The sequence below is a fragment of the Pseudomonas sp. LABIM340 genome (genome assembly GCF_040017195.2).
GTDB lineage: Bacteria > Pseudomonadota > Gammaproteobacteria > Pseudomonadales > Pseudomonadaceae > Pseudomonas.
The window spans coordinates 4,172,010-4,193,027 of the sequence record NZ_CM200227.1 but is presented as its reverse complement, the minus strand read 5'-3'; the positions used below and the strand labels follow the sequence as shown (position 1 = coordinate 4,193,027).

Sequence of the window (21,018 nt, the reverse complement as noted above, 5' to 3'; positions counted from 1 at the left end):
TGCCATGAATACTGTGAGCAATGTGCTGATCGTGGGCGGCGGGATTGGCGGGCTGTGCGCCGCCATCGCCCTGCGCCGCAAGGGAGTCGCGGTCGATCTGGTCGAGCTGAAGACCGAATGGACGGTCTACGGCGTCGGCATCATCCAGCAGAGCAACGTGGTGCGCGAGATGCACCGCCTCGGCCTGCTCGACGCCTACCTGGATGCGGCCTACGCCTTCGAGGACGTGGCCATCTACACCACGCAGGGTGAGCAGTTGGCGCGCATTCCCGGCCAGCGCCTGGCCGGCCCGCAGTACCCGGCCAACGTCGGCATCTCCCGTCGTGCGCTGCACAAGGTGCTGAGCGAGACCGCCATCGAGCTGGGCACCCAGGTGCGCCTGGGCACTTCGGTGGAAAGCCTCGAACAGGACGCCAGCGGCGTCGATGTGCTGTTCAGCGACGGCAGCCAGGGCCGCTACGCGCTGGTGGTGGGCGCTGACGGCCTGTTCTCCAGGGTGCGCGGCCTGCTCTTTGGCGATAAGTACCAGCCGCACTTCACTGGCCAGTCGGTGTGGCGCCACAACTTCCCCCGCGCCGCCGGCATTGATCACCTGGCCAACTACCAGGGGCCGTCGGGCAACGCCGGCCTGGTGCCGCTGGCCGATGACCTGATGTACCTCTTCACCACCTCCCACGAGCCGGGCAATCCCTGGATGGACCCGGCCAGCCTGGCCGACGGCCTGCGCCAGCGCCTGGCCGGCTTTGGCGGGCTGATCGGCGAGCTGCGCGAGCAGATCGGCGACAGCGCCGAGGTCGTCTACAAGCCGCTGGAAGCCGTGTTCGTCGATGAACCCTGGTACCGCGGCCGCGTGCTGCTGATCGGCGACGCCGCCCACGCCACCACGCCGCACCTGGGCCAGGGCGCCGGCATGGCCATCGAGGATGCCGTGGTGCTGGCCGAAGAGCTGACCGTTGGCGGCGAGCTGGAAGACCAGCTCCAGCGTTTCATGGGCCGCCGCTTCGAGCGCTGCAGGTTCATCAGCGAGATGTCCCTGCTGGCCGGCGAGAAGGAGATCCAGCGCGACCCGTCCTTCGACCGTATCGGCCTGGTCAAGCAGATGCTGGAGGTCACCGCGCGCCCCATCTGATCCCCGCGCCCGGCGCGCCCTGCCTTGATGGCGCGCCGTGGCACAGGCCAACCACCGCCAACACCGACGTACAAGAACAAGAAAGAGGAAACCCCGATGTTGACTCGCACGCGTGCAACCGCGCGGCCGCTGCCGCCGCTCAAGCCCATTACCCTGGCGCTCCTCGCGCTGGCCGCCAGCCACGCCCAGGCCTTCGAATTCGACACCGGCAACCCCGACCTGCGGGCGCGCTGGGACAACACCCTGAAGTACAGCGCCGCCTGGCGCACCCAGGATGCGAGCAGCAAGCTCAGCGAAGGCCAGACCGCGCTGAACCTGGACGATGGCGACCGCAACTTCGACAAGGGCCTGATCTCCAACCGCCTGGACCTGCTCTCCGAGCTGGACATCACCTACGGCAACGTCGGTGCGCGGGTCAGCGGCGCGGCCTGGTACGATGACGTCTACAACCGCGGCACCGACAACAACGATCCGAGCCGCGCCAACAGCTACTCGGTGGACTACGACGAGTTCACCGACGACACCCGCACCCTCCACGGGCGCAAGGGTGAGCTGCTGGATGCCTTCGTCTTCGGCAAGACCGAGATCGGCGAGATGCCGGTTTCCGGGCGCCTGGGCCGCTACGCCATGCAGTGGGGCGAGAGCCTGTTCTACGGCATGAACGGCATCGCCGGCGGCATGGCGCCGATCGACGTGGTCAAGGGCCTGTCGGTACCCAATACCCAGTTCAAGGAACTGATCCGCCCGGTGCAGCAGGTCTCCGGCCAGCTGCAGCTGACCCCGGATGTGTCCCTGGGCGCCTACTACCAGTTCGAGTGGGAGGCCAACCGCCTGCCGGCCGCCGGCAGCTACTTCTCCAGCGACGACTTCTTCGGCGACGGCGGCGAGCGCATGTTCATCGGCGCTCCGGTGATGCCCGGCGGCCAGCCGCTGGCCTTCTACCGTGGCAACGACAAGGAGGCCAAGGACTCGGGGCAGGGCGGCGTGCAGTTGCGCTGGCGCACCGAGACGGTGGACTGGGGCGTCTACGCCATCCGCTTCCACGACAAGAACCCGCAGCTCAATGTGCGTCCGGACTTCGCCAGCCTCAACCCGGTGACCGGCAAGGCCGGCGAGTTCTACTGGGTCTACCCCGAAGGCATCGAGGCGCTGGGGGCGAGCTTCTCCACCACCCTGGGCAACTTCAACGTGGCGGGCGAGTTGTCCACCCGCTGGAACCAGCCGCTGGCCTCCACCAGCCAGCATGCGCTGGCGGTGGGTGAGGCGATCAACAACGACGACGACCCGGTCTACGCCACCGGCCGCACACTGCACGCCAACTTCTCCTGGCTGGCGAGCCTGGAGCCGAGCTTCATCGCCGCCGAGTCCAGCTTCCTCGGCGAGATCGCCTGGAACCGGGTGATGAGCGTGAGCAAGAACGCCGATGCGGTCGACCCCAACGCCGACCGCGACGCCACCAGCCTGCGCCTGGTGTTCGAGCCGATGTACCGGCAGATCTACCCCGGCCTCGACCTCTCGGTGCCCATCGGCGCGAGCTACACCAACGGCGCTTCCGAGGCGCTGGGCACCGGCTTCGGCACCGACCACGGCGGCGACCTGAACATCGGCCTGAAGGGCAACTACCTCAACACCTGGAGCCTGGGCCTGACCTACACGCACTACTACGGCCCGGAGAACACCTTCCTCGACGCCGACAACCACTACACCTTCGAACAGTCGCTGAAAGACCGCGACTTCATCGCCTTCACCGTCAGCCGCACCTTCTGACCGAGGACTGCCCGATGAAACACAACAAGAAAGTCGTTTCCCTGCTCACCGCTTTGAGTGCCTCCCTGCTGTTCGCCCATGGCGCCTTTGGCGCGGTGTCCGCCGAGGAGGCGGGCAAGCTGAAAACCACCCTGACCCCGCTGGGTGGCGAGCGCGCCGGCAATGCCGACGGCAGCATCCCGGCATGGACCGGCGGCTACACCCAGGTCGACCCGGCCTACAAGGACGGCGGCAAGCGCGGCGATCCCTTCGCCAGCGAGAAGCCGCAGCTGACCATCACCGCGCAGAACATGGCGCAGTACGCCGACAAGCTGACCCCCGGCATCCAGGCGATGCTGAAGAAGTACCCGGACAGCTACCGCCTGGAGGTCTACCCGACCCACCGCAGCGCCGCCGCGCCGCAGTCGGTGTACGACGCCACCTTCGCCAATGCCACCAGCGGCAAGCTGGTGGAGGGTCCCGCTGGGCCGATGCCCGAAGGTGCTGCCGGGGGCATTCCGTTCCCGATTCCGGGCAACGGCGTGGAGGCCATCTGGAACCACCTGCTGCGCTGGCGCGGGGCCTCCTGGCACTCCAACTTCAACCAGTACCTGACCACCGCCGACGGCAAGCACGTGCTGACCAACGACTCGCGCGGCGATTTCCAGATGCCCTGGTACCTGCCCGGCGGCAGCAGCGAGAAGGGCGTGTTCTGGTCCATCCGCATGATCAACGACGGCCCGCCGCTGCGCGCCGGCGAGGCCATCACCGGCCTTGAGAACCTCAACGCCGACAAGGCCGCCGTGTGGACCTACCTGCCCGGCCAGCGCCGCGTGCGCCGCCTGCCCAACGCCTGCTGCGACACCCCGACGCCGGCCACCGCCGGGGTCATGAGCTTCGACGAGCTCTACGTGTTCAACGGCCGCGTCGATCGCTTCGACTGGAAGCTGGTGGGCAAGAAGGAGATGTACATCCCCTACAACGCCAACAAGGTCTTCACCGCCGCCAGCGCCGAATCGATGCTCGATGCGCACCACCTGAAGTCCGACGCCATCCGCTGGGAACTGCACCGCGTCTGGGTGGTGGAGGCGACCCTGAAGGACGGCCAGCGCCATGTGATGCCGAAAAGCACCTACTACCTGGATGAGGACACCTGGGCCGCCGTGCTCGGCGAGCGCTACGACGCCCGCAACCAGTTGGCCAAGGTGGTCTGGACCTCGCCGGTGGTGATGCCCGACCTGCCCGGCGTGGTGACCCTCACCAACGGCTTCTACGACCTGCTCTCCGGGGCCTGGTTCGCCGGTGACCTGTTCGCCGGCAAGAGCGAGCAGTACCGCATCGTGCCGCCCTACAAGGACTCGGTGTTCACCGCCGATGCCATGGCGGGTGAGGGCGTGCGTTAAGAGGGGTAGGTCGATCACCTGTAGGAGCGGGCCATGCCCGCGACTCGCGAGCATGGCTCGCTCCTACAGGGGGCTCTGCAGCGAAACCGTTGTACCGATTACAAGAAAAAAGAAAGGTTGCGTGCGATGAAGAAGAGTCTCTCCGCCTGGCTGCTGGCAGCCTGTTGCGCGGTGCCCGCGGCGTTCGCCGGTGGCAGCGTGGATGTCCTGGCGCAGCCCGCCGTGCATGGCCCGCAGGCCCTGCGCGCGGTGCTGCAGGATGTGGCCCGCGCCGGCGAGCGCCTGGTGGCAGTGGGGGAGCGCGGCGTGGTGCTGCTCTCCGACGACAACGGCACTACCTGGCGCCAGGCCACGGCAGTGCCGGTGAGCGTTGGCCTGACTGCCGTACAGTTCATCGATGCGCAGAGTGGCTGGGCCATCGGCCACGCCGGCGTGGTGCTGCACAGCGAGGACGGCGGCGAGCACTGGACCCTGCAACTCGACGGCAAGCGAGGTGCTGTCCTGGAGCAGCAGGCCGCCGCGGCTTCCGGAGACGCTGCGCGCGTCGCCGCTGCGCAAAGGCTGGTGGCCGACGGCGCCGACAAACCGCTGCTGGCGCTGAGCTTCGCCGATGCCCATCACGGTCTGGTGGTCGGTGCTTACGGCGTGGCGCTGAGCACTGCCGATGGCGGTCGCAGCTGGCAGTCCGAGATGGGCCGGCTGCCGAACCAGCGTGGTCTTCACCTGTACGCCCTGGCCCGCGCCGGCAGTGACCTGTACGTCGCCGGTGAGCAAGGCCTGCTGCTGCGTTCCCGCGATGACGGCGCCCACTTCGACGCCCTGCAGAGCCCCTACGACGGCAGCTACTTCGCCGCCGCCGTGCTGCCCGGTGGGCGCCTGCTGGTGGGCGGTCTGCGCGGCACCCTGCTGGCTTCCGACGACGCCGGCGAAAGCTTCCAGCCGCTGGCCAACCCGATTCCCGCATCGCTCAACGGCATCCGCGTTGCCGGCGGCCAGCTGCTGCTCGCCAACCAGGCCGGGATGCTGCTGCGTAGCGGCCTGGATGCCTTCGCCGCGCAGCCGCTGCCGGTCTCCGACGGCCTGCCACTGACCGCTGCGATCACCGCCGCCGATGGCGCCATCGTTGCCGTCGGCATGGCCGGCGCGCGCCGCCTGGCGCCTTCTTCCCAACCTCTTCGCGCGGACTGAGCCATGCACGCTACGACTTCCCCTGCGCCGTCCAGCGGCCGCCTCGACGACTTCGACAGTGCTTCCGGCTCGCTGCTGGAACGCGCGCTGTTCAACCACCGCGCCCTGGTCCTGCTGCTGTGCCTGGCGGCGACACTGCTGCTGGGCTGGCAGGCCACCCGCCTGACGCTCAACGCCAGCTTCGAGAAGATGATCCCGCGAGAGCACCCGTTCATTCACAACTACCTGGAGCACCGCCAGGAGCTGGCCGGGTTGGGCAACGCCGTGCGCATCGCCGTGGCCAACCCGCGCGGCAGCATCTACGACAAGGACTACCTGCACAGCCTGCAGCAGCTCAACGATGCGGTTTACCTGCTGCCCGGCGTCGACCGCGCGGCGATGAAGTCGCTGTGGACGCCCTCGACCCGCTGGACTGGCGTGACCGAGGACGGCCTGGAAGGCGGCCCGGTGATCCCCGACGGCTACGATGGCGGTGCCGCGAAACTTGAAGAGCTCAAGCGCAACGTCGAGCGCTCCAACGAGATCGGCCAGCTGGTGGCCTTCGACCAGCACTCGAGCATCGTCTACGTGCCGCTGCTGGAGAAGACCCCGGACGGCCAGGCGCTGGACTACACGGCCTTCGCCCATGAACTGGAAAGCCTGCGAGCGCGCTTCCAGGGGCAGGGCGTGGACATCCACATCACCGGCTTCGCCAAGGTGGTAGGCGACCTCATCGACGGGCTGAAGCAGATCCTGCTGTTCTTCGCCGCCGCCATCGCCATCACCGCCGCGGTGCTCTATTGGTACACCCGCTGCGTGCGCAGCACCGCGCTGGTGGTGATCTGCTCGCTGGTGGCGGTGGTCTGGCAGCTCGGCCTGCTGCCGCTGCTGGGTTACGAGCTGGACCCGTATTCGGTGCTGGTGCCGTTCCTGGTGTTCGCCATCGGCATGAGCCACGGCGCGCAGAAGATGAACGGTATCATGCAGGACATCGGCCGTGGCATGCATCGCCTGGTGGCGGCGCGCTTCACCTTCCGCCGGCTGTTCCTCGCCGGGCTCACCGCGCTGCTGTGCGACGCCGTGGGTTTCGCCGTGCTGATGATCATCCGTATCCAGGTGATCCAGGACCTGGCGGTGATCGCCAGCCTGGGCGTAGCGGTGCTGATCTTCACCAACCTGATCCTGCTGCCGGTGCTGCTCTCCTACGTAGGCGTCAGTGCCCGCGCGGCGCGGCGCAGCCTGCGTGCCGAGGAGGCCGAGGCGAGCGGGGCGGACAAGCACGCCATGTGGCGCTTCCTCGACCTGTTCACCCGGCGCCGCTGGGCCGCCGCATGCATCGCCGTGGCCGCGCTGATGGCCGCTGGCGGCTATGCCGTGAGCCTGCACCTGAAGGTCGGCGACCTCGACGCCGGCGCCCCCGAGCTGCGCCCGGACTCGCGCTACAACCGCGACAACGCCTTCGTCACCCGGCACTACGGCGCCAGCAGCGATGTCTTCGCGGTGATGGTGCAGACCCCGGCCGGAGCATGCTCGGCCTACGACACCCTCAAGCGCGTGGATGACCTCGACTGGCAGCTGCGCGGTCTGCCGGGCGTGGACTCGACCAACTCGCTGGCGCTGCTCAACCGCCGGGTTCTGGTCGGCCTCTCCGAAGGCAGCCCGAAGTGGTACGAACTGGTGAACAACCAGGCGACCCTGAACATGGTCACCGCCAACGCCCCGCGCGGGTTGTACAACGACGACTGCAGCCTGCTGACGCTCTACGCCTACCTCACCGACCACAAGGCCGACACCCTCGCGCATGTCGTGGATAGCGTGCAGGCCTTCGCCCAGAACAACGACAGCGAACAGGCGAAGTTCCTCCTCGCCGCCGGTAGTGCGGGTATCGAAGCAGCCACCAACCAGGTGGTGAAACAGGCCAACCGCGACATGCTCTGGTGGGTCTACGGCGCGGTGATCCTGCTCTGCCTGGTGACCTTCCGTTCCTGGCGCGCGGTGCTCTGCGCAGTGCTGCCGCTGGTGCTCACCTCGATCCTCTGCGAGGCACTGATGGTGGCGCTGGGCATCGGCGTGAAGGTCGCGACCCTGCCGGTGATCGCCCTGGGCGTGGGCATCGGCGTGGACTACGCGCTCTACGTCATGAGCATCGTGCTGGCGCAGCTGCGCCAGGGCGCCAGTCTTTCCGAGGCGTATTACCGCGCGCTGCTGTTCACCGGCAAGGTGGTGATGCTCACCGGCGTGACCCTGGCCATCGGCGTGGGCACCTGGATCCTCTCGCCCATCAAGTTCCAGGCCGACATGGGCGTGCTGCTGGCCTTCATGTTCGTCTGGAACATGGTCGGCGCGCTGATCCTGCTGCCGGCGCTGGCGTATTTCCTCCTGCCGCAGCGCCAGGCCCGCGTGGAGGCGCAACCGACCGTGGCGGCGCACCACCTGCAGGAAGTCCACCACGACCGCGACTGCTGCCAGCAGCACGCCGCCACGCCCCTGGCCTGCGGCCAGGCGCGCTGAGTCCGCACAACGACAACAAGAGGACGACTCCATGCCCTGCCTGAAGACCCTGTGGCGCGAGCTGCGCGCCGGCCTGATCCAGTACGGCGCCAGCCATTGCCTGCTGGTGGAGGTGCGCCATGAGCGCTGATCGCCGTGCTGGCAGCGCCCAAGCCCTGTTGCTGCTGTTCGGCAGCTGCCTGCCGGTGCTCGGCGCGGTGCTCATCGCGCCGGTGCTGCCGCGCATGCAGGCGCACTTTGCCGAGACTCCCGGCGCCGCCGTGCTGGTGCCGGTGGCGCTGACCCTGCCGGCGCTGGTAATCGCCTTCCTCGCGCCGCTGGCCGGGGTGCTGGCCGACCGCGTGGGAAGGCGCTCCCTGTTGCTCGCAAGCATGCTGCTGTACAGCCTCTGTGGCGTGCTGCCGCTGTGGCTGGATTCGCTTGGCCTGATCGTCGCCAGCCGCGCCGGCATCGGCTTGGCGGAAGCGGGGATCATGACCTGCTGCACCACGCTGATGGGCGACTACTTCGACGGCCAGCGCCGTGAGCGCCTGTTCGCCCTGCAGATGGTTGCTACTTCGCTGTCCGCCGCGCTGTTCATGGGCCTGGGCGGCGCGCTGGGGGAGAGCAGCTGGCGCACCCCGTTCGTGCTCTATGCCGTGGGCGTGCTGTGCCTGCCGCTGATGGCCGCCTTGCTCTGGGAGCCGCAGGCACACCGCGTCGAGCATGCGCCGACCAGCGCCTCGCGCTTCCCCTGGGCGGCGCTGGCGCCGCTGTACCTGCTCACCGGGCTGGCCGGCGTCAGCCTGTTCATCGTGCCGGTGCAGGCGGGCTACCTGCTGCAACTGCTGCACGTCGACGGTCCGCAGCAGATCGGCCTGACCATGGGCGCCAACCAGCTCGGCGTGCTGGCCGGTGCGCTGACCTTCCGCCTGCTCGCCGGGTTGCCGGCGCGTCGCCTGCTGGCGCTGGGCTTCGCCACGGCGGGCCTGGGAGGCGGGCTGATGGCGCTGTCGTCCAGCCACGCGCCCGTGGTCCTCGCCGTGCTGTTGAACGGGCTGGGCGTGGGCCTGCTGCTGCCGACGCTGATCACCCAGGTGATGCAGCAGGTCGGCTTCGACCAGCGCGGCCGCGCCACCGGTGGCTTCACCGCGTCGATCTTCGCCGGCGAGTTCGTCAGCCCGCTGTTGGTGCTGGCGCTCACCGGCGGCATCGCCACCCAGCTGCCGCATGCGCTGCTGCTGGTGGCGCTGGCGCAACTCGCACTGGCTCCGCTGTGCCTGGTGCTGCTGGGGCGGCAGATCAAGGCTCAGGCACTGGCCTGATCACGACAACAAGAACGAGGACATGACCGTGAGCTACTTGCGCAACACCTGGTACGCCGCCGCCTGGGACACCGAGGTCGAGCCCGGGCAACTGTTCCCGCGCACCCTGCTGGACGAGCCCGTGCTGCTCTACCGCGACAGCCAGGGCATCGCCCGGGCCATCGGCAACCGCTGCCCGCATCGCTTCGCACCGCTGCACATGGGCTGCCTGAAGGGCGACGAGGTGCAGTGCGCCTACCACGGCCTGCGTTTCGACAGCAGCGGCGCCTGCACCCACAACCCCCACGGTGACGGTGTCATTCCGCGGGCCGCGAAGGTCCGCGCCTATCCCCTGGTGGAGCGCCACAGCCTGCTGTGGATCTGGATGGGCGAGCCGGCGCTGGCCGATCCGCAGCGCATTCCCGACTTCAGCTGCATGGACGCCGAGCACTGGTTCGTCGGCAAGGGCTACCTGCATGCCAAGGCCAACTACGTGCTGGAAACCGACAACATCATGGACCTCAGCCACGTCGAGTTCCTGCATCCCGCGACCCTCGGCGGCGAAGGCGTGAAGAGCGCGATCACCAGCGTCGAGCAGGAGGGCGACAGCGTCTGGTCGAACCGCCAGACCGTGGCGGAGATCATGCCGGACTTCCTCTACCAGGCAATGAACATCCCCCACGGCACCCCGGTGGACCGCTGGATCGACGTGCGCTGGGACGCCCCCGCCAACATGCTGCTGTACGCCGGCGCGGTGCCCACCGGGCGGCCGCGCAGCGAAGGGGTGAACAACCCGATCCCGCACCTGTTCACCCCCGAGACCGGCAAGACCACCCACTACTGGTTTGCCATGTGCTTCCCCAAAGCCATGGGCCCGATGGGCGAGCAACTGGCCCGCGAACAGGTCGAGGCGATTCGCCGGCCATTCGCCACCGAGGATCTGCCGATGCTCGAAGCGCAGCAGGAGATGATGGGCGACGCCGAGTTCTGGTCGCTCAAGCCGGTGCTGCTGGTCGGCGATGCCGGAGCGATCCGTGCCCGACGCGTGCTCGACCGGCTGATCGCCGAAGAGCGCACGGCTGCCGAAGTGGCGAAGGAGGCCGGCCATGCTTGAGGTCCTCGTCAGTCGCCGCCAGCACGAGGCGCAGGACATCCTCGGCTTCGAGCTGCGCTCGCTGGATGGCGCCAGCCTGCCGCCGTTCAGCGCCGGTTCGCATATCGACGTACACCTGCCCAACGGGCTGGTGCGCCAGTACTCGCTGTGCAACGACCCACGCGAGCACGACCGCTACCAGATCGGCGTGCTCCTCGACCCGGCCTCGCGCGGTGGTTCGCGCTGCCTGCACGAGGCGGTGGAAGAGGGCACGCGGCTGCGCATCAGCGAACCGCGCAACCTCTTCCCGCTGGCCCATGAAGCTGGCCGCAGCCTGCTGTTCGCCGGCGGCATCGGCATCACCCCGATCCTCTGCATGGCCGAACGACTCGCGCAGAGCGGCGCCGCTTTCGAGCTGCACTACTGCTGTCGCTCGGCCGACCGCGCGGCCTTCCTCGAACGCCTGAGCCGGTCGAGCTTCGCCGACCAGGTACAACTGCATTTTGACGACGGCCCCGTCGACCAGCGTCTGGATGCTGCGCGCCTGCTGGCAGCTCCGGCGGACGACACGCACCTCTACCTCTGCGGGCCCGGCGGATTCATGGCCCATGTGCTGGGCAGTGCGCGCCAGGCCGGCTGGGACGAGTCGCGCCTGCACCGCGAGTACTTCGCGGCGGCGCCCGAGCCCGAGGCCGCCAGCGGCAGCTTCGAGGTGCAGTTGGCGAGCAGTGGGCAGTGCTTCCTGATTCCGCCTGAGCGCAGCGTCGCCGACGTGCTGCTGGAGGCCGGCGTGGACATTCCGTTGTCCTGCGAGCAGGGCATCTGCGGCACCTGCGTGACCCGCGTGCTGGCCGGCGAACCGGAGCACTGCGACCTGTTCATGACCGATGCCGAACACGCCCGCAACGACCAGTTCACCCCCTGCTGCTCGCGCTCGAAGAGCCCGCGCCTGGTACTCGATCTCTGAGGAGCCACCGATGATTCCCAGCCCCATCACCACCTTCGACCCCGCTGCGCCCACCGGCCAGCCCGATTTCCCGCTGGACCGCTGGTACGTCGCCGGCTTCGCCTGGGAGCTCGGCGACAAGCCACTGGCGCGCACCCTGCTCGGGCAGCCGCTGGTGCTGTTCCGCACCGCCGAAGGCAGCGTTGCCGCCCTGGAAGACCGTTGCTGCCACCGCGCCTTGCCGCTGTCACTCGGCACCCTCGAGCAGGACGGTCTGCGCTGCGGCTACCACGGGCTGCTGTTCGGCGCCGATGGCCGCTGCCTGGAGATTCCCGGCCAGGCCAAGGTGCCCGGCAAGGCGCTGGTGAAGGCCTTCGTCCTGCGCGAGCGTGACCAGATCCTCTGGCTCTGGCATGGCAGTGCCGCCCCCGACCGGGAACCACCGGCCTACCCGCACCACGACAGCGGCCAGTACCGCTTCGGCGGTGACGTCTACCACTACGCGGCGCCGTGGCAGCTCATCCACGACAACCTGCTCGACCTCAGCCACCTGGGCTACGTGCACCTGCGCACCATCGGCGGCAACGCGCGCATCCACATGAACGCGCAGATGCAGGTCAGCGGCGATGAGCAGTCGGTGCGGGTGGTGCGTCACATGCTCGACTCCGAGCCGCCACCCACCTATCGCGACGCCTATCCGTTCGAGGGGCGCATCGACCGCTGGCAGGAGATCGAATTCCAGCCCTCGCACCTGTGCATCTGGACCGGCGCGGTGGACGCCGGCAGCGAGGCCATCGACACGCCCGAGCGGGGTGGCTTCCACCTGCGCGGCTTCCATGGCGTGACCCCGGAGACCAAAGAAACCTGTCACTACTTCTGGACCCAGGCGACCAATCCCCAGGCCGACCCGGAGGAGAACCTGAGCCGGGTGCTGGAGCAGACCCGCCTGACCTTCGACGAGGACAAGCAGGTGATCGAGGCGCAGTACGCCAACCTGCTGCGCTTCGGCGAGCGGCCGATGGTGGACATCCATGTCGATGCCGGCGCCAACCGCGCCCGGCGAATCATTGCCAGCCTGCTGGCGGCCCAGGCATGAGCGCGCTGTTTTCCCTGGTCGGCAAGGCTGCGCTGATCACCGGCGCCACCCGAGGTATCGGCCTGGCCATCGCCCGCGAATACGGCCGTGCCGGCGCGCGTCTGGTAATCAGCAGCGAGAACGCCGAGGACTGTGCGCGAGCGTCGGCGTCGCTGGCGGAGGAGGGCATCGACGTGATCGCCGTACCCGCCGACCTGCGTGACGCTCACGCCGTGCAGGCACTGGCGCAGCGAGCTCTGGAACATCTCGGCCGGCTCGATGCGCTGGTCTGCAATGCCGGCGTCGCGCCGCACATGGGGCCGCTCGGCACGGCCAGCGACGCCGACTGGGAACTGACCTTCAGCGTCAACCTGCGCAGCGCGCTGTGGCTGACCAGCGCCTTGCTCCCGGCCATGGCCGAAGGTGGCGGCGGCAGCGTGGTGCTGATGGCGAGCATCGCCGGCGTGCGCGGCAACAGGGGCCTGGGCCTGTACGGGTTGTCCAAGGCCGGGCTGGCGCAGCTGGCGCGCAACCTGGCGGTGGAGTGGGGCCCGGCGAACATCCGCGTCAACGCCATCAGCCCCGGCGTGATCCACACCGAATTCGCCCGTCCGCTCACCGACAACCCTGACGTCCTGCAGCGCCGCCTGGCGCTCACGCCGCTGCGCCGCGTCGGCCGGCCCGAGGAAGTGGCGGCCCAGGCGTTGCTGCTGGCGGCACCTGGTGGTGCCTTCATCAGCGGACAGAATCTCATCGTCGACGGTGGCACGACCATCGGTGACGGCAATTGAAAGGAGACAGCATGCAACAGCTTCCCACCTTCAAACGCGTGGTCACCGGCCACGACGACCAGGGCCAGGCGGTGGTCGCCAGCTGCGGCCCGACGCCGAACAACTTCCCGCTCAAGGCGGTGCCTGGCACCCTGTTCTACGAGGTCTGGAACAGCCTCGGCAGCCCTGCGCCGCTGGACAACGGCGACGATCCCACCGCGCAGCCGCTGCAGCTCAGCCCCGGCCCACTGGGCAGCGTCATCCGCGTGGTGGACATTCCGCCGGACAGCGTGCAGAACCAGGTCAGCGCCGAAGACGCCGCGGCGGTCTTCGCCGAAATCGGCGAATCCCATGCCGGCACCGGCAAGGCCGACTCGAAGCACAAGCTGATGCACCGCACCCAGACCCTGGACTACGGCATCGTCACCGAGGGCGAGGTCTGGCTGGTGCTGGACGACGGCGAAGTGCACCTCAAACGCGGCGACATCGTGGTGCAGCGCGGCACCAATCATGCGTGGAGCAATCGCACCGAAGCGATGGCGCGGATGGTCTTCATTCTTCTCGATGGCCGTTACGCGGCCGAGTTGAAGGAGTTGCTGCCATGAAGTTCGCCACCCTCGATGACGGCAGCCGCGATGGCCGCCTGCTGGTGGTTTCCCGCGACCTGAAGCGGGCGGTGGATGCCAGCGGTATCGCCGCCACCCTGCAGGCCGTGCTGGACAACTGGGCGCTGCTGGAGCCCGACCTGCAGCGGCTGTACCAGCGGCTCAACGCCAATGCCGTCGCCGGCGCCTTCGACCTCGACCCGGCGCAACTCGCCGCGCCGCTGCCACGCGCCTGGCAATGGCTGGACGGCTCCTGCTTCCTCAGCCACGGCGAGCTGATGCAGAAGGCCTTCAACCTGGAACCCATAGAAGGCGTCGAGCGCACTCCGCTGATCTACCAGGGCGCCGGCGACGACTTCCTCGGCCCGCGAGCGGATATCCCGCTGCCCAGCGAAGCCCACGGCATCGACTTCGAAGGCGAGTTCGCCGTGCTGCTCGACGCAGTGCCCATGGGCTGTCCAGAGGAGCAGGCGCTGAAGCATGTGCGTCTGGTGCTGCAGCTCAACGACGTCAGCCTGCGCGCGCTGGCGCCACGGGAGATGAAGACCGGCTTCGGCTTTCTCCAAGCCAAGCCGGCATCCAGTTTCGCCCCGGTGGCGGTAACCCCGGACGAGCTGGGCGGCGCCTGGCGTGACGGCCGCGTGCACCTGCCGCTGAAGGTGGAGTGGAACGGCGAATGGTTCGGCCATCCCCATGGCGGCGCCATGCACTTCGGCTTCCATGAGCTGATCGCCCATGCCGCCCTGACCCGGCGCCTGAGCGCGGGCACGCTGATCGGTTCGGGCACCGTGTCCAACGCCGATCGCTCCGTGGGCTCGGCCTGCATCGCCGAGCGCCGTGCCATCGAAACCATCGCCCACGGCGCGCCAAGCACGGCCTTCATGCGCTTCGGCGACCGTGTGCGCATGGAAGCTCGCGGCAGCGATGGCGAGGTGCTCTTCGGCGCCATCGACCAGCGCGTGGTGCAAGGGGGCTGGCCATGCGCGTGATGGTCAGCGGGGCCAATGGCTTCGTCGGCCGCCTGCTGGTGCAGCGCCTGCTGGAAGCGGGCGAGCTGCGCGGGAAGCGGATCGAAGCCTTGCTGTTGCTGGACCAGAAACTCGAAGGCCTGCCCGACGACTCGCGCCTGCGCCGGCATTACGGCAGCGTCACCGATCCGGCCCTGCTGCGCCGCGTGCTGGCCGATGGCGTCGACGTGGTGTTCCACCTGGTGAGCGTGCCCGGCGGTGCCGCCGAAGCGCAGTACGAATTGGGTTACCAGGTCAATCTGCAGGCCAGCCTGGAGCTGCTGCACCAGCTGCGCAATCCCGCGCGGCCGCCGGTGCTGGTGTATGCCAGCAGCGTGGCTGTCTACGGCGGCGAGCTGCCGGCGCGGATGGATGAGGAACAGCCGGCGTCGCCGCAGCTGTCCTACGCGGCGCACAAGCGCATGGTGGAGATCGCCCTGCAGGACCTTTCCCGTCGCGGCGAAGTCGACGGGCGCGCGCTGCGCCTGCCCGGCATAGTCGCCCGGCCGCGCGAGCCCAACGGGCTGCGTTCTGCCTTCATGAGCGACCTGCTGCACGCCTGTGCGGCGGGGGACACCTACACCTGCCCGGTGTCGCCGCAGGCCAGCGCCTGGTGGATGTCGGCCCGCTGCTGCGTGGACAACCTGCTGCACGCCGCCGAACTCAGGGAGCCCGGCAGCCAGCGGGTATGGCAGCTGCCGGTGCTGCAGCTATCCATTGCCCAGGTGCTCGCCGGGCTCGCCGCCTGTTTCGGCGAAGCCCATTGCGAGCGCATCGCCTTCGAACCCGATCCGCAACTGGAGGCGCTGTTCGGCGCCTATCCGCCACTGCGCACGCCGCAGGCCCGCGAGCTGGGCTTCTGCCACGACGGCACGGTGGCCGGCCTGCTGCGCAACGCCCTCGACCTCCCGCCGCGTCGCAGCCGCGCCGCCGCCCGCAAAGGAATCTCCGCATGAGCCTGAACCAACGCCGCCTGCTGGACCTGTCTGTGACCCTGGACAACAACCCCTACACCGACCCGCCGCCCTTGCTGCCGAAGATCGACTACATGGACCACCAGCAGGGCTGGCCGGAGATGGCCGCGATGTTCCCCGGCCTGCGCAAGGAAGACCTGCCCGGCGACGAGTCCTGGGCGGCGGAGCGCCTGCAGATCACCACCCACAGCGGCACCCACATGGACGCGCCTTGGCACTACGCGTCGACCACCGACGGCGGCAAGCCGGCCTTCGGCATCGACGAGCTGCCGCTGGAGTGGTGCCTGCAGCCGGGTGTGAAGCTGGACTTCCGTCACTTCCCGGACGGCCACGTGGTGACCGCCGCCGAGGTCGAGGCCGAACTGGCGCGCATCGGCCATGCGCTGCAGCCGCTGGACATCGTGCTGGTGAATACCCGCGCTGGCAGCCTGTTCGGCCAGCCGGGCTACCTCGAAGCCGGCGTCGGCATGGGCCGCGAGGCAACGCTTTACCTGCTGAAGCGCGGCGTGCGGGTGGTGGGTACTGATGCCTGGAGTTGGGACGCGCCCTTCAAGTACACCCGCGAGCGCTTCACGGCCTCCGGCGATGCGTCGATCATCTGGGAAGGTCACAAGGCCGGGCGCGACATCGGCTACGGGCAGATGGAGAAACTCGCCAACCTCGAGCAACTGCCTGACCACGGCTTCCTGGTCAGCTGCTTCCCCTACAAGATCCGCCATGCTTCCGCCGGTTTCGTGCGCGCCGTGGCGATCCTGGAGCCCCTGCCAGCCGTGGGCTGAACGACCCTTTGTCGCCTCGCTTCGAGCGGCGCCATGCAACGTCTTTACTGGCACAGAGAACCTGTCGTTCAGCGAGGCGTGCGCGATGAGCAGCCAAGAGGTGGCCCCCGAGACTCGGGGCGTGACGGTCGAGCTGTTGTCCTCGGTCGACCTCGGCCCCGAGATCGACGGCATGGCCGGCCGGCAATTGCGGATGCGCCGGGTGACCATCGCGCCCGGCGGCGTCTTCGGGCCGGTGCATGACCACGTGGACCGCCCCGGCACGGTGTTCATCCTGCAGGGCACCATTACCGACCATCGAGACGGTATCGCCACTGACTACGGGCCGGGCGTCGGCTGGCCCGAGGACCACACCACCACGCACTGGCTGGAGAACCGCGGCGGCGTCACCGCCGTGGAAATTTCGGTCGATATCGTCCGGCTGGGCTAGCCCCGGCCGGACGCGTTGCTTCGATCACCACTTGCAAGCGCTCACTCAATGGCATGAACGAGGGACGACGAGCCGTGCTCGCCGATCAGGAGGGAAGCGATGGACAAAGCCGAGAAGGGCACCTGGCAGCGGGTGCTGGAACCGATCGACCGCATCACCGAAGTGATTTTCGGCCTGCTGATGGCCATGACCTTCATCGGCTCGCTGAGCGTGGCGACCTCGGGGCGGGAGGAGGTGCGCACCATGCTGATCGCCGCGCTGGGCTGCAACCTCGCCTGGGGCCTGGCCGACGCCGTGATCTTCCTGATGCGCACCTGGACCGAGCGCACCCGCAGCCGCACGCTGATGGAGCGTCTGCAGGGCAGTTCCGACCCGCGCGACGGCCAGGGGCTCATCGCCGCCGAGCTGCCCCCCCGCATTGCGACGGCGGTCAGCGCGGACGGGCTGGAAATGCTGCGCCTGCACTTGTTGCGAGAATCCGCTGGCACCGCGGCGCCGGCGCGGATCGGCTGGGAAGATATCAAGGGTGCGCTGGCGACTTTCCTGCTGGTGGTGCTGGCGACCTTCCCGCTGGTCATTCCGTTCCTGCTGATCGACCAGACCGGCCCGGCCATCCGCGCCTCCAACGCCGTGGCGCTGGTGATGCTGTTCATCTCCGGCTGGATGCTCGCCCGTTACTCCGGCGGTTCGCCCTGGGCGGGCGGGATTGCGCTGGCGGTGGTGGGTACGGCGCTGCTGTTCGCCATTATCGCGCTGGGTGGTTGAGCCCGGTTCAGGCTGAACCCTGGTCGGGTGAAGCGCCCAGCAGCCGCTTTTACCTGCGTCCTGCGTGGGCGCAGTTGGCTCATTGCTCCGAGGGGGCGATCGGCAGGCCGAAGGCTTTCAGGTCGTTGCGCAATTGCCGTGCGCTGGCGAACTGGATGGCCTGTAGGCCCAGGGCCTGCGCCGCCTCCACATTCTTGCGGACGTCATCGATGAAGAGCGTGCGGGACGGCGCAAGACCGTAGCGGCGGATCAGCAGCTGGAATATCTCCGGCTCGGGTTTCATCCATCCTTCCTGGCCGGAAACCAGTACCGCTTCGAACTTGCCGAGGAACTCGAAACGTTCTTCGGCCACCGGAAAGGTCTCCGCCGACCAGTTGGTCAGCGCCAGTAAGCGTACGCCGCTCTGGTGGAGCTCATTGAGGATCTGCACGGTGTCTTCCAGGGCACCGCCGAGCATCTCGTCCCAACGCTCGCGGTATGCCCGGATATGCGGCTCGTGCGCAGGGTGCAGCGCGATGGCCTCGGCGATCGCCTCGGCCCAGGGACGCCCGCGGTCCTGGCGTTCATTCCAGGCCTGGTTGCAGACCTGTGCGAGGAAAGCCTCCATCGCCACTTCGTCGCCATCGAAGACTTTCCGGAAGAGGTAACGCGGATTCCAATCGACCAGCACGCCGCCAAGATCAAAAACCACTGTGTCCACGCTGGTGCTGTCGTTCTGCACTGGCTGCATCTCCCGAGCTGCTGCTCATTCATGGATGATTGGTCTGCCCCTGACCTTATCGAACGCAGTGCTCGCGTCAACCTTCTCCTGCATTCTCCTGCGCTACCTGGCTCTGCCGCCCGCAGCCAGCGCTGCATAGGCCAATCGGCGTTCCGCCATTTGTGCTTCGACGGCGCGAATGTCCGCTTCAGGCTGACATGGAGCCGAGTTCGGCGACCACCTGATCGACGAAACTGCGCAGCTTCGGCGGCATGCGGCGGTCGCGTGCGTAGAGCAGGTGGACCTGCCGCGCCGGTGCCTGAAGGTCGGGAAACAACTGCAGCAGGCGACCCTGGCGGAGGTCCTCGGCGAGCATCATCTCGGCGCCCAGGATGATGCCCAGGCCATCGCACGCGGCGGCGCGCTGCGCGCGGGCGTCGTTGACCTGAAGGCGGCTGCTCTGGGCCAGCAGCTGCAGGCTTTCACCCCCCAGCATCTGCCAGCTCCCGGACACTGACGCAGGCCAGGCGGTAAGTCCCAGGCAGTGATGCCCCTCGAGGTCATCGGGCGTCTGCGGAGTGCCGTGCTCGGCCAGGTAGGCAGGCGCTGCGCAGGCGATCAGCCGATAGGCCGCCAATGGCCGGGCGACCAGGCTGGAATCGTCCAGCGGGCCGATGCGGATTACCGCTTCGAAGTTCTCGTCGATCAAGTCCACCAGACGATCATTGAGCGACAACTCGATCTTCACGTCCGGGTGCTGGCGCAGGTAGCGGCCCAGCAGCGGCATCAGGCAGTAGGTGCCGTAGGTGACTGGAGCGCTGATCCTCAATCGTCCACGGGGAACCGCGAGATGATCCAGGGCCAGGGCATCTGCCGCCTCTGCTTCGGCCAGCACGCGCTTGCAGCTTTCGTAGTAGTGCTGGCCAATCTCGGTCAGGCTCTGCCGGCGGGTGGTGCGGTTGAGCAGCTTGACGCCCAGGCGCCCCTCCAGCGCGCTGACATGCTTGCCGGCCATCTGCGAGGACATGCCCAGTGCCGCACCGGCGGCAGAGAAGGAGCCGCTGTCGGCCGCCCTGACGAACACTGCCATGCTTTGCAGTCGATCCATGATTCACTACCCGTGGTTTCGACACTTGCAAATGAAGGTCGATATTTCAGCTAACTGATTTCAAATAGCATCCTGGCTTCCGGTCCGGCTGGCAAGCGCGGGCCGGTTCCCACTTGGAAGAAAAGGAGTCAGGCGATGCGTATCGGAATCATCGGGGCGGGGTTCATTGGCCGCGCCATCGCGGCACTCGCCGGGAAGAACGGTTGCGAGGTCATGCTCAGCAATTCACGCGGGCCGCACACGTTGGCCAGCAGCGCGGCTTCGCTGGGCTGCCAGGTCGGCACCGTGGAGCAGGCGGCGAGCTTCGGCGAGCTGGTGCTGCTGGCGATTCCCTTCGGCCGTTACCCTGATTTGCCGGTGGACGCCTTCGCCGGCAAGGTCGTGCTGGATGCCGGCAATTACTACCCGCAGCGCGACGGCCAGTTCGCCACGCTGGAGAGTCGGCAAACCTCCACCAGCGAGCTGCTCGCGCAGCACCTGGTTGGCGCCAGGGTGGTCAAGGCGTTCAACGCCATTCTCGAGCGCGATCTGCTGACTGATGCCCGCCCGGCCGGTGCCGCCGATCGCCGGGCTCTACCCATTGCCGGCGACGACCTGCAGGCCAAGCAGGCGGTCAGCGATCTGCACGAGCGCCTGGGCTACGACGTGGTCGATGCCGGTGCTCTGGCCGAAGGTCGGCGTTTCGAGCGCGCCCGTCCGGCTTACTGCAGACGCCTGGACAGCGTTGGCCTGCGCGCCGCACTGGCCGATGTGGGCCCGGACCAGATTGAAGGCAGCTGGCGTGAATGAACCAGGCATGCGCCGCCAGCAGGCGGGTGCATCGCGAGAGGCGGGTTCGATCACCAACATGACAAGGGAGTGCCATCGCGTGGCAAACATCGACCGGAATCTTTTGCGCCTGGGGCTTTTGATTCCACTCTGGCTGTTCGAGGGGGTGGCGCTGACCTCGCTGGGCTACCCCGGCTTCAGCCACCTCGACCAGGCGATGAGTCAGCTGGGGGCGGCGGGCGCGCCCACGCAAGGCTACTCCGCATGGGTGAACAACTTCCCGCTGGGGGTGTTGTTCGTGTTTTTCGCCGTGGGGGTCGCGCGAAGGTTCGCCAGCTCCCGCCTGGCGTTGCTCGGCGCCGCGTTGATAGCGCTGCACGGGCTGGCCAGCTTCGCGACCGGCTACTTCTCCTGCGACCAGGGCTGTGCGCCGGCGCAGCCTTCGGCGTCCCAGCAGATCCACAATCTCGCGGGACTGGTGATGTTTCTCTCGCTGACACTGGCCAGCGCGCTGTGGGCGTTCCTGGGCAGGCGACTGCTGTCGTCACCGGGGTTCGGCGGGTTCTCGGGGCTCTGCGTGATACTGGCTGCCGCGACGTTGATGATGATGGCGAAGGCCTTCGCCGACGGCCACGGGTTCGGGCTGTATCAGCGGCTCAATTACGCCGTTTCCGTCATCTGGGTCGCCAGCCTGGCGTGGGTTGCGCTTCGCGGCGAGTCACCAGGTCTGCCGAACGAGGCGTGAGGGGAGGGACAACT

At 68.1% G+C, this 21,018-nt stretch carries 20 protein-coding genes; 18 read left to right on the top strand and 2 right to left on the bottom strand.

What is annotated here, in order from left to right; all coding sequences use genetic code 11:
- The first annotated feature begins 4 nt into the window (after positions 1–4).
- The 16 genes from ABKS89_RS19025 to ABKS89_RS18950 all read left to right on the top strand — a co-directional run bounded on the left by ABKS89_RS19025 (position 5) and on the right by ABKS89_RS18950 (position 17,683).
- Positions 5–1,129: an FAD-dependent oxidoreductase gene (locus tag ABKS89_RS19025; RefSeq protein ID WP_138214666.1), complete on the top strand. Its 1,125-nt coding sequence runs from the start codon at positions 5–7 to the stop codon at positions 1,127–1,129.
- Positions 1,130–1,225: 96 nt separating this feature from the next.
- Positions 1,226–2,896 (top strand): DUF1302 domain-containing protein, encoded by a 1,671-nt coding sequence (locus ABKS89_RS19020; RefSeq protein WP_138214665.1) that lies wholly within the window; start codon positions 1,226–1,228, stop codon positions 2,894–2,896.
- A 14-nt stretch (positions 2,897–2,910) separates the two neighbouring features.
- Positions 2,911–4,278, top strand: coding sequence for a DUF1329 domain-containing protein (locus ABKS89_RS19015; protein WP_138214664.1), 1,368 nt, complete (start codon positions 2,911–2,913; stop codon positions 4,276–4,278).
- A gap of 126 nt (positions 4,279–4,404) precedes the next feature.
- On the top strand, positions 4,405–5,466 hold the full coding sequence (locus ABKS89_RS19010) for a WD40/YVTN/BNR-like repeat-containing protein (RefSeq protein ID WP_348586603.1): 1,062 nt from the start codon (positions 4,405–4,407) through the stop codon (positions 5,464–5,466).
- A 3-nt stretch (positions 5,467–5,469) separates the two neighbouring features.
- Positions 5,470–7,956 (top strand): efflux RND transporter permease subunit, encoded by a 2,487-nt coding sequence (locus ABKS89_RS19005; protein WP_348586601.1) that lies wholly within the window; start codon positions 5,470–5,472, stop codon positions 7,954–7,956.
- A gap of 119 nt (positions 7,957–8,075) precedes the next feature.
- On the top strand, positions 8,076–9,260 hold the full coding sequence (locus tag ABKS89_RS19000; RefSeq protein WP_348586599.1) for an MFS transporter: 1,185 nt from the start codon (positions 8,076–8,078) through the stop codon (positions 9,258–9,260).
- Between the two features lie 28 nt (positions 9,261–9,288).
- Positions 9,289–10,353, top strand: a complete 1,065-nt coding sequence (locus ABKS89_RS18995) for a Rieske 2Fe-2S domain-containing protein (protein WP_348587604.1) — start codon at positions 9,289–9,291, stop codon at positions 10,351–10,353.
- Positions 10,346–11,299: a PDR/VanB family oxidoreductase gene (locus ABKS89_RS18990; RefSeq protein ID WP_348586598.1), complete on the top strand. Its 954-nt coding sequence runs from the start codon at positions 10,346–10,348 to the stop codon at positions 11,297–11,299. Before ABKS89_RS18995 ends, ABKS89_RS18990 begins: the two co-directional genes overlap by 8 nt.
- A gap of 10 nt (positions 11,300–11,309) precedes the next feature.
- Positions 11,310–12,374 carry a Rieske 2Fe-2S domain-containing protein gene (locus ABKS89_RS18985; RefSeq protein ID WP_348586596.1) on the top strand — a complete coding sequence of 355 codons (1,065 nt, stop codon included), beginning with the start codon at positions 11,310–11,312 and terminating at the stop codon, positions 12,372–12,374.
- Entirely contained in the window at positions 12,371–13,144 is a 774-nt protein-coding gene (locus ABKS89_RS18980) for an SDR family NAD(P)-dependent oxidoreductase (protein ID WP_348586595.1), read from the top strand. The genes ABKS89_RS18985 and ABKS89_RS18980 overlap by 4 nt, the downstream gene beginning before the upstream one ends.
- 11 nt (positions 13,145–13,155) lie before the next feature.
- The gene (locus tag ABKS89_RS18975) at positions 13,156–13,728 is read left to right on the top strand and encodes a cupin domain-containing protein (protein WP_138214657.1); all 573 of its coding nucleotides are present in this window, start codon (positions 13,156–13,158) and stop codon (positions 13,726–13,728) included.
- Positions 13,725–14,717, top strand: coding sequence for a fumarylacetoacetate hydrolase family protein (locus tag ABKS89_RS18970; RefSeq protein WP_348586593.1), 993 nt, complete (start codon positions 13,725–13,727; stop codon positions 14,715–14,717). Before ABKS89_RS18975 ends, ABKS89_RS18970 begins: the two co-directional genes overlap by 4 nt.
- A complete protein-coding gene (locus ABKS89_RS18965; RefSeq protein WP_348586592.1) occupies positions 14,708–15,691 on the top strand; it encodes an NAD-dependent epimerase/dehydratase family protein in 984 nt (327 codons plus the stop codon). The genes ABKS89_RS18970 and ABKS89_RS18965 overlap by 10 nt, the downstream gene beginning before the upstream one ends.
- Positions 15,688–16,488, top strand: a complete 801-nt coding sequence (locus ABKS89_RS18960) for a cyclase family protein (RefSeq protein WP_348586591.1) — start codon at positions 15,688–15,690, stop codon at positions 16,486–16,488. Before ABKS89_RS18965 ends, ABKS89_RS18960 begins: the two co-directional genes overlap by 4 nt.
- 85 nt (positions 16,489–16,573) lie before the next feature.
- Positions 16,574–16,918 (top strand): cupin domain-containing protein, encoded by a 345-nt coding sequence (locus tag ABKS89_RS18955; RefSeq protein WP_138214653.1) that lies wholly within the window; start codon positions 16,574–16,576, stop codon positions 16,916–16,918.
- Between the two features lie 99 nt (positions 16,919–17,017).
- Positions 17,018–17,683, top strand: a complete 666-nt coding sequence (locus ABKS89_RS18950) for a VIT1/CCC1 transporter family protein (RefSeq protein WP_138214652.1) — start codon at positions 17,018–17,020, stop codon at positions 17,681–17,683.
- 79 nt (positions 17,684–17,762) lie between these two features.
- Here ABKS89_RS18950 and ABKS89_RS18945 read toward each other — a convergent pair whose 3' ends face one another.
- Positions 17,763–18,404, bottom strand: coding sequence for an HAD family hydrolase (locus ABKS89_RS18945; RefSeq protein WP_242015364.1), 642 nt, complete (start codon positions 18,402–18,404; stop codon positions 17,763–17,765).
- A 187-nt stretch (positions 18,405–18,591) separates the two neighbouring features.
- The gene (locus tag ABKS89_RS18940; protein ID WP_348586589.1) at positions 18,592–19,491 is read right to left on the bottom strand and encodes a LysR family transcriptional regulator; all 900 of its coding nucleotides are present in this window, start codon (positions 19,489–19,491) and stop codon (positions 18,592–18,594) included.
- A 135-nt stretch (positions 19,492–19,626) separates the two neighbouring features.
- On the opposite strand from ABKS89_RS18940, the gene ABKS89_RS18935 reads away from it, so the two are divergent.
- Entirely contained in the window at positions 19,627–20,280 is a 654-nt protein-coding gene (locus ABKS89_RS18935; protein WP_348586588.1) for an NADPH-dependent F420 reductase, read from the top strand.
- A gap of 79 nt (positions 20,281–20,359) precedes the next feature.
- Complete coding sequence (locus ABKS89_RS18930; RefSeq protein WP_348587602.1) at positions 20,360–21,004, top strand: DUF998 domain-containing protein; 645 nt, start codon at positions 20,360–20,362, stop codon at positions 21,002–21,004.
- Positions 21,005–21,018 lie beyond the last annotated feature (14 nt).

What these genes read in the sequence shown, in the direction of transcription:
- ABKS89_RS18960 (WP_348586591.1), top strand. Translation starts at nt 15,688, where the DNA reads ATGAGCCTGAACCAACGCCGCCTGCTGGACCTGTCTGTGACCCTGGAC.
- ABKS89_RS18990 (WP_348586598.1), top strand. Translation starts at nt 10,346, where the DNA reads ATGCTTGAGGTCCTCGTCAGTCGCCGCCAGCACGAGGCGCAGGACATC.
- ABKS89_RS18985 (WP_348586596.1), top strand. Translation starts at nt 11,310, where the DNA reads ATGATTCCCAGCCCCATCACCACCTTCGACCCCGCTGCGCCCACCGGC.
- ABKS89_RS19020 (WP_138214665.1), top strand. Translation starts at nt 1,226, where the DNA reads ATGTTGACTCGCACGCGTGCAACCGCGCGGCCGCTGCCGCCGCTCAAG.
- ABKS89_RS19010 (WP_348586603.1), top strand. Translation starts at nt 4,405, where the DNA reads ATGAAGAAGAGTCTCTCCGCCTGGCTGCTGGCAGCCTGTTGCGCGGTG.
- ABKS89_RS18950 (WP_138214652.1), top strand. Translation starts at nt 17,018, where the DNA reads ATGGACAAAGCCGAGAAGGGCACCTGGCAGCGGGTGCTGGAACCGATC.
- ABKS89_RS19000 (WP_348586599.1), top strand. Translation starts at nt 8,076, where the DNA reads ATGAGCGCTGATCGCCGTGCTGGCAGCGCCCAAGCCCTGTTGCTGCTG.
- ABKS89_RS18935 (WP_348586588.1), top strand. Translation starts at nt 19,627, where the DNA reads ATGCGTATCGGAATCATCGGGGCGGGGTTCATTGGCCGCGCCATCGCG.
- ABKS89_RS18965 (WP_348586592.1), top strand. Translation starts at nt 14,708, where the DNA reads ATGCGCGTGATGGTCAGCGGGGCCAATGGCTTCGTCGGCCGCCTGCTG.
- ABKS89_RS19025 (WP_138214666.1), top strand. Translation starts at nt 5, where the DNA reads ATGAATACTGTGAGCAATGTGCTGATCGTGGGCGGCGGGATTGGCGGG.
- ABKS89_RS19005 (WP_348586601.1), top strand. Translation starts at nt 5,470, where the DNA reads ATGCACGCTACGACTTCCCCTGCGCCGTCCAGCGGCCGCCTCGACGAC.
- ABKS89_RS19015 (WP_138214664.1), top strand. Translation starts at nt 2,911, where the DNA reads ATGAAACACAACAAGAAAGTCGTTTCCCTGCTCACCGCTTTGAGTGCC.
- ABKS89_RS18975 (WP_138214657.1), top strand. Translation starts at nt 13,156, where the DNA reads ATGCAACAGCTTCCCACCTTCAAACGCGTGGTCACCGGCCACGACGAC.
- ABKS89_RS18970 (WP_348586593.1), top strand. Translation starts at nt 13,725, where the DNA reads ATGAAGTTCGCCACCCTCGATGACGGCAGCCGCGATGGCCGCCTGCTG.
- ABKS89_RS18940 (WP_348586589.1), bottom strand. Translation starts at nt 19,491, where the DNA reads ATGGATCGACTGCAAAGCATGGCAGTGTTCGTCAGGGCGGCCGACAGC.
- ABKS89_RS18980 (WP_348586595.1), top strand. Translation starts at nt 12,371, where the DNA reads ATGAGCGCGCTGTTTTCCCTGGTCGGCAAGGCTGCGCTGATCACCGGC.
- ABKS89_RS18955 (WP_138214653.1), top strand. Translation starts at nt 16,574, where the DNA reads ATGAGCAGCCAAGAGGTGGCCCCCGAGACTCGGGGCGTGACGGTCGAG.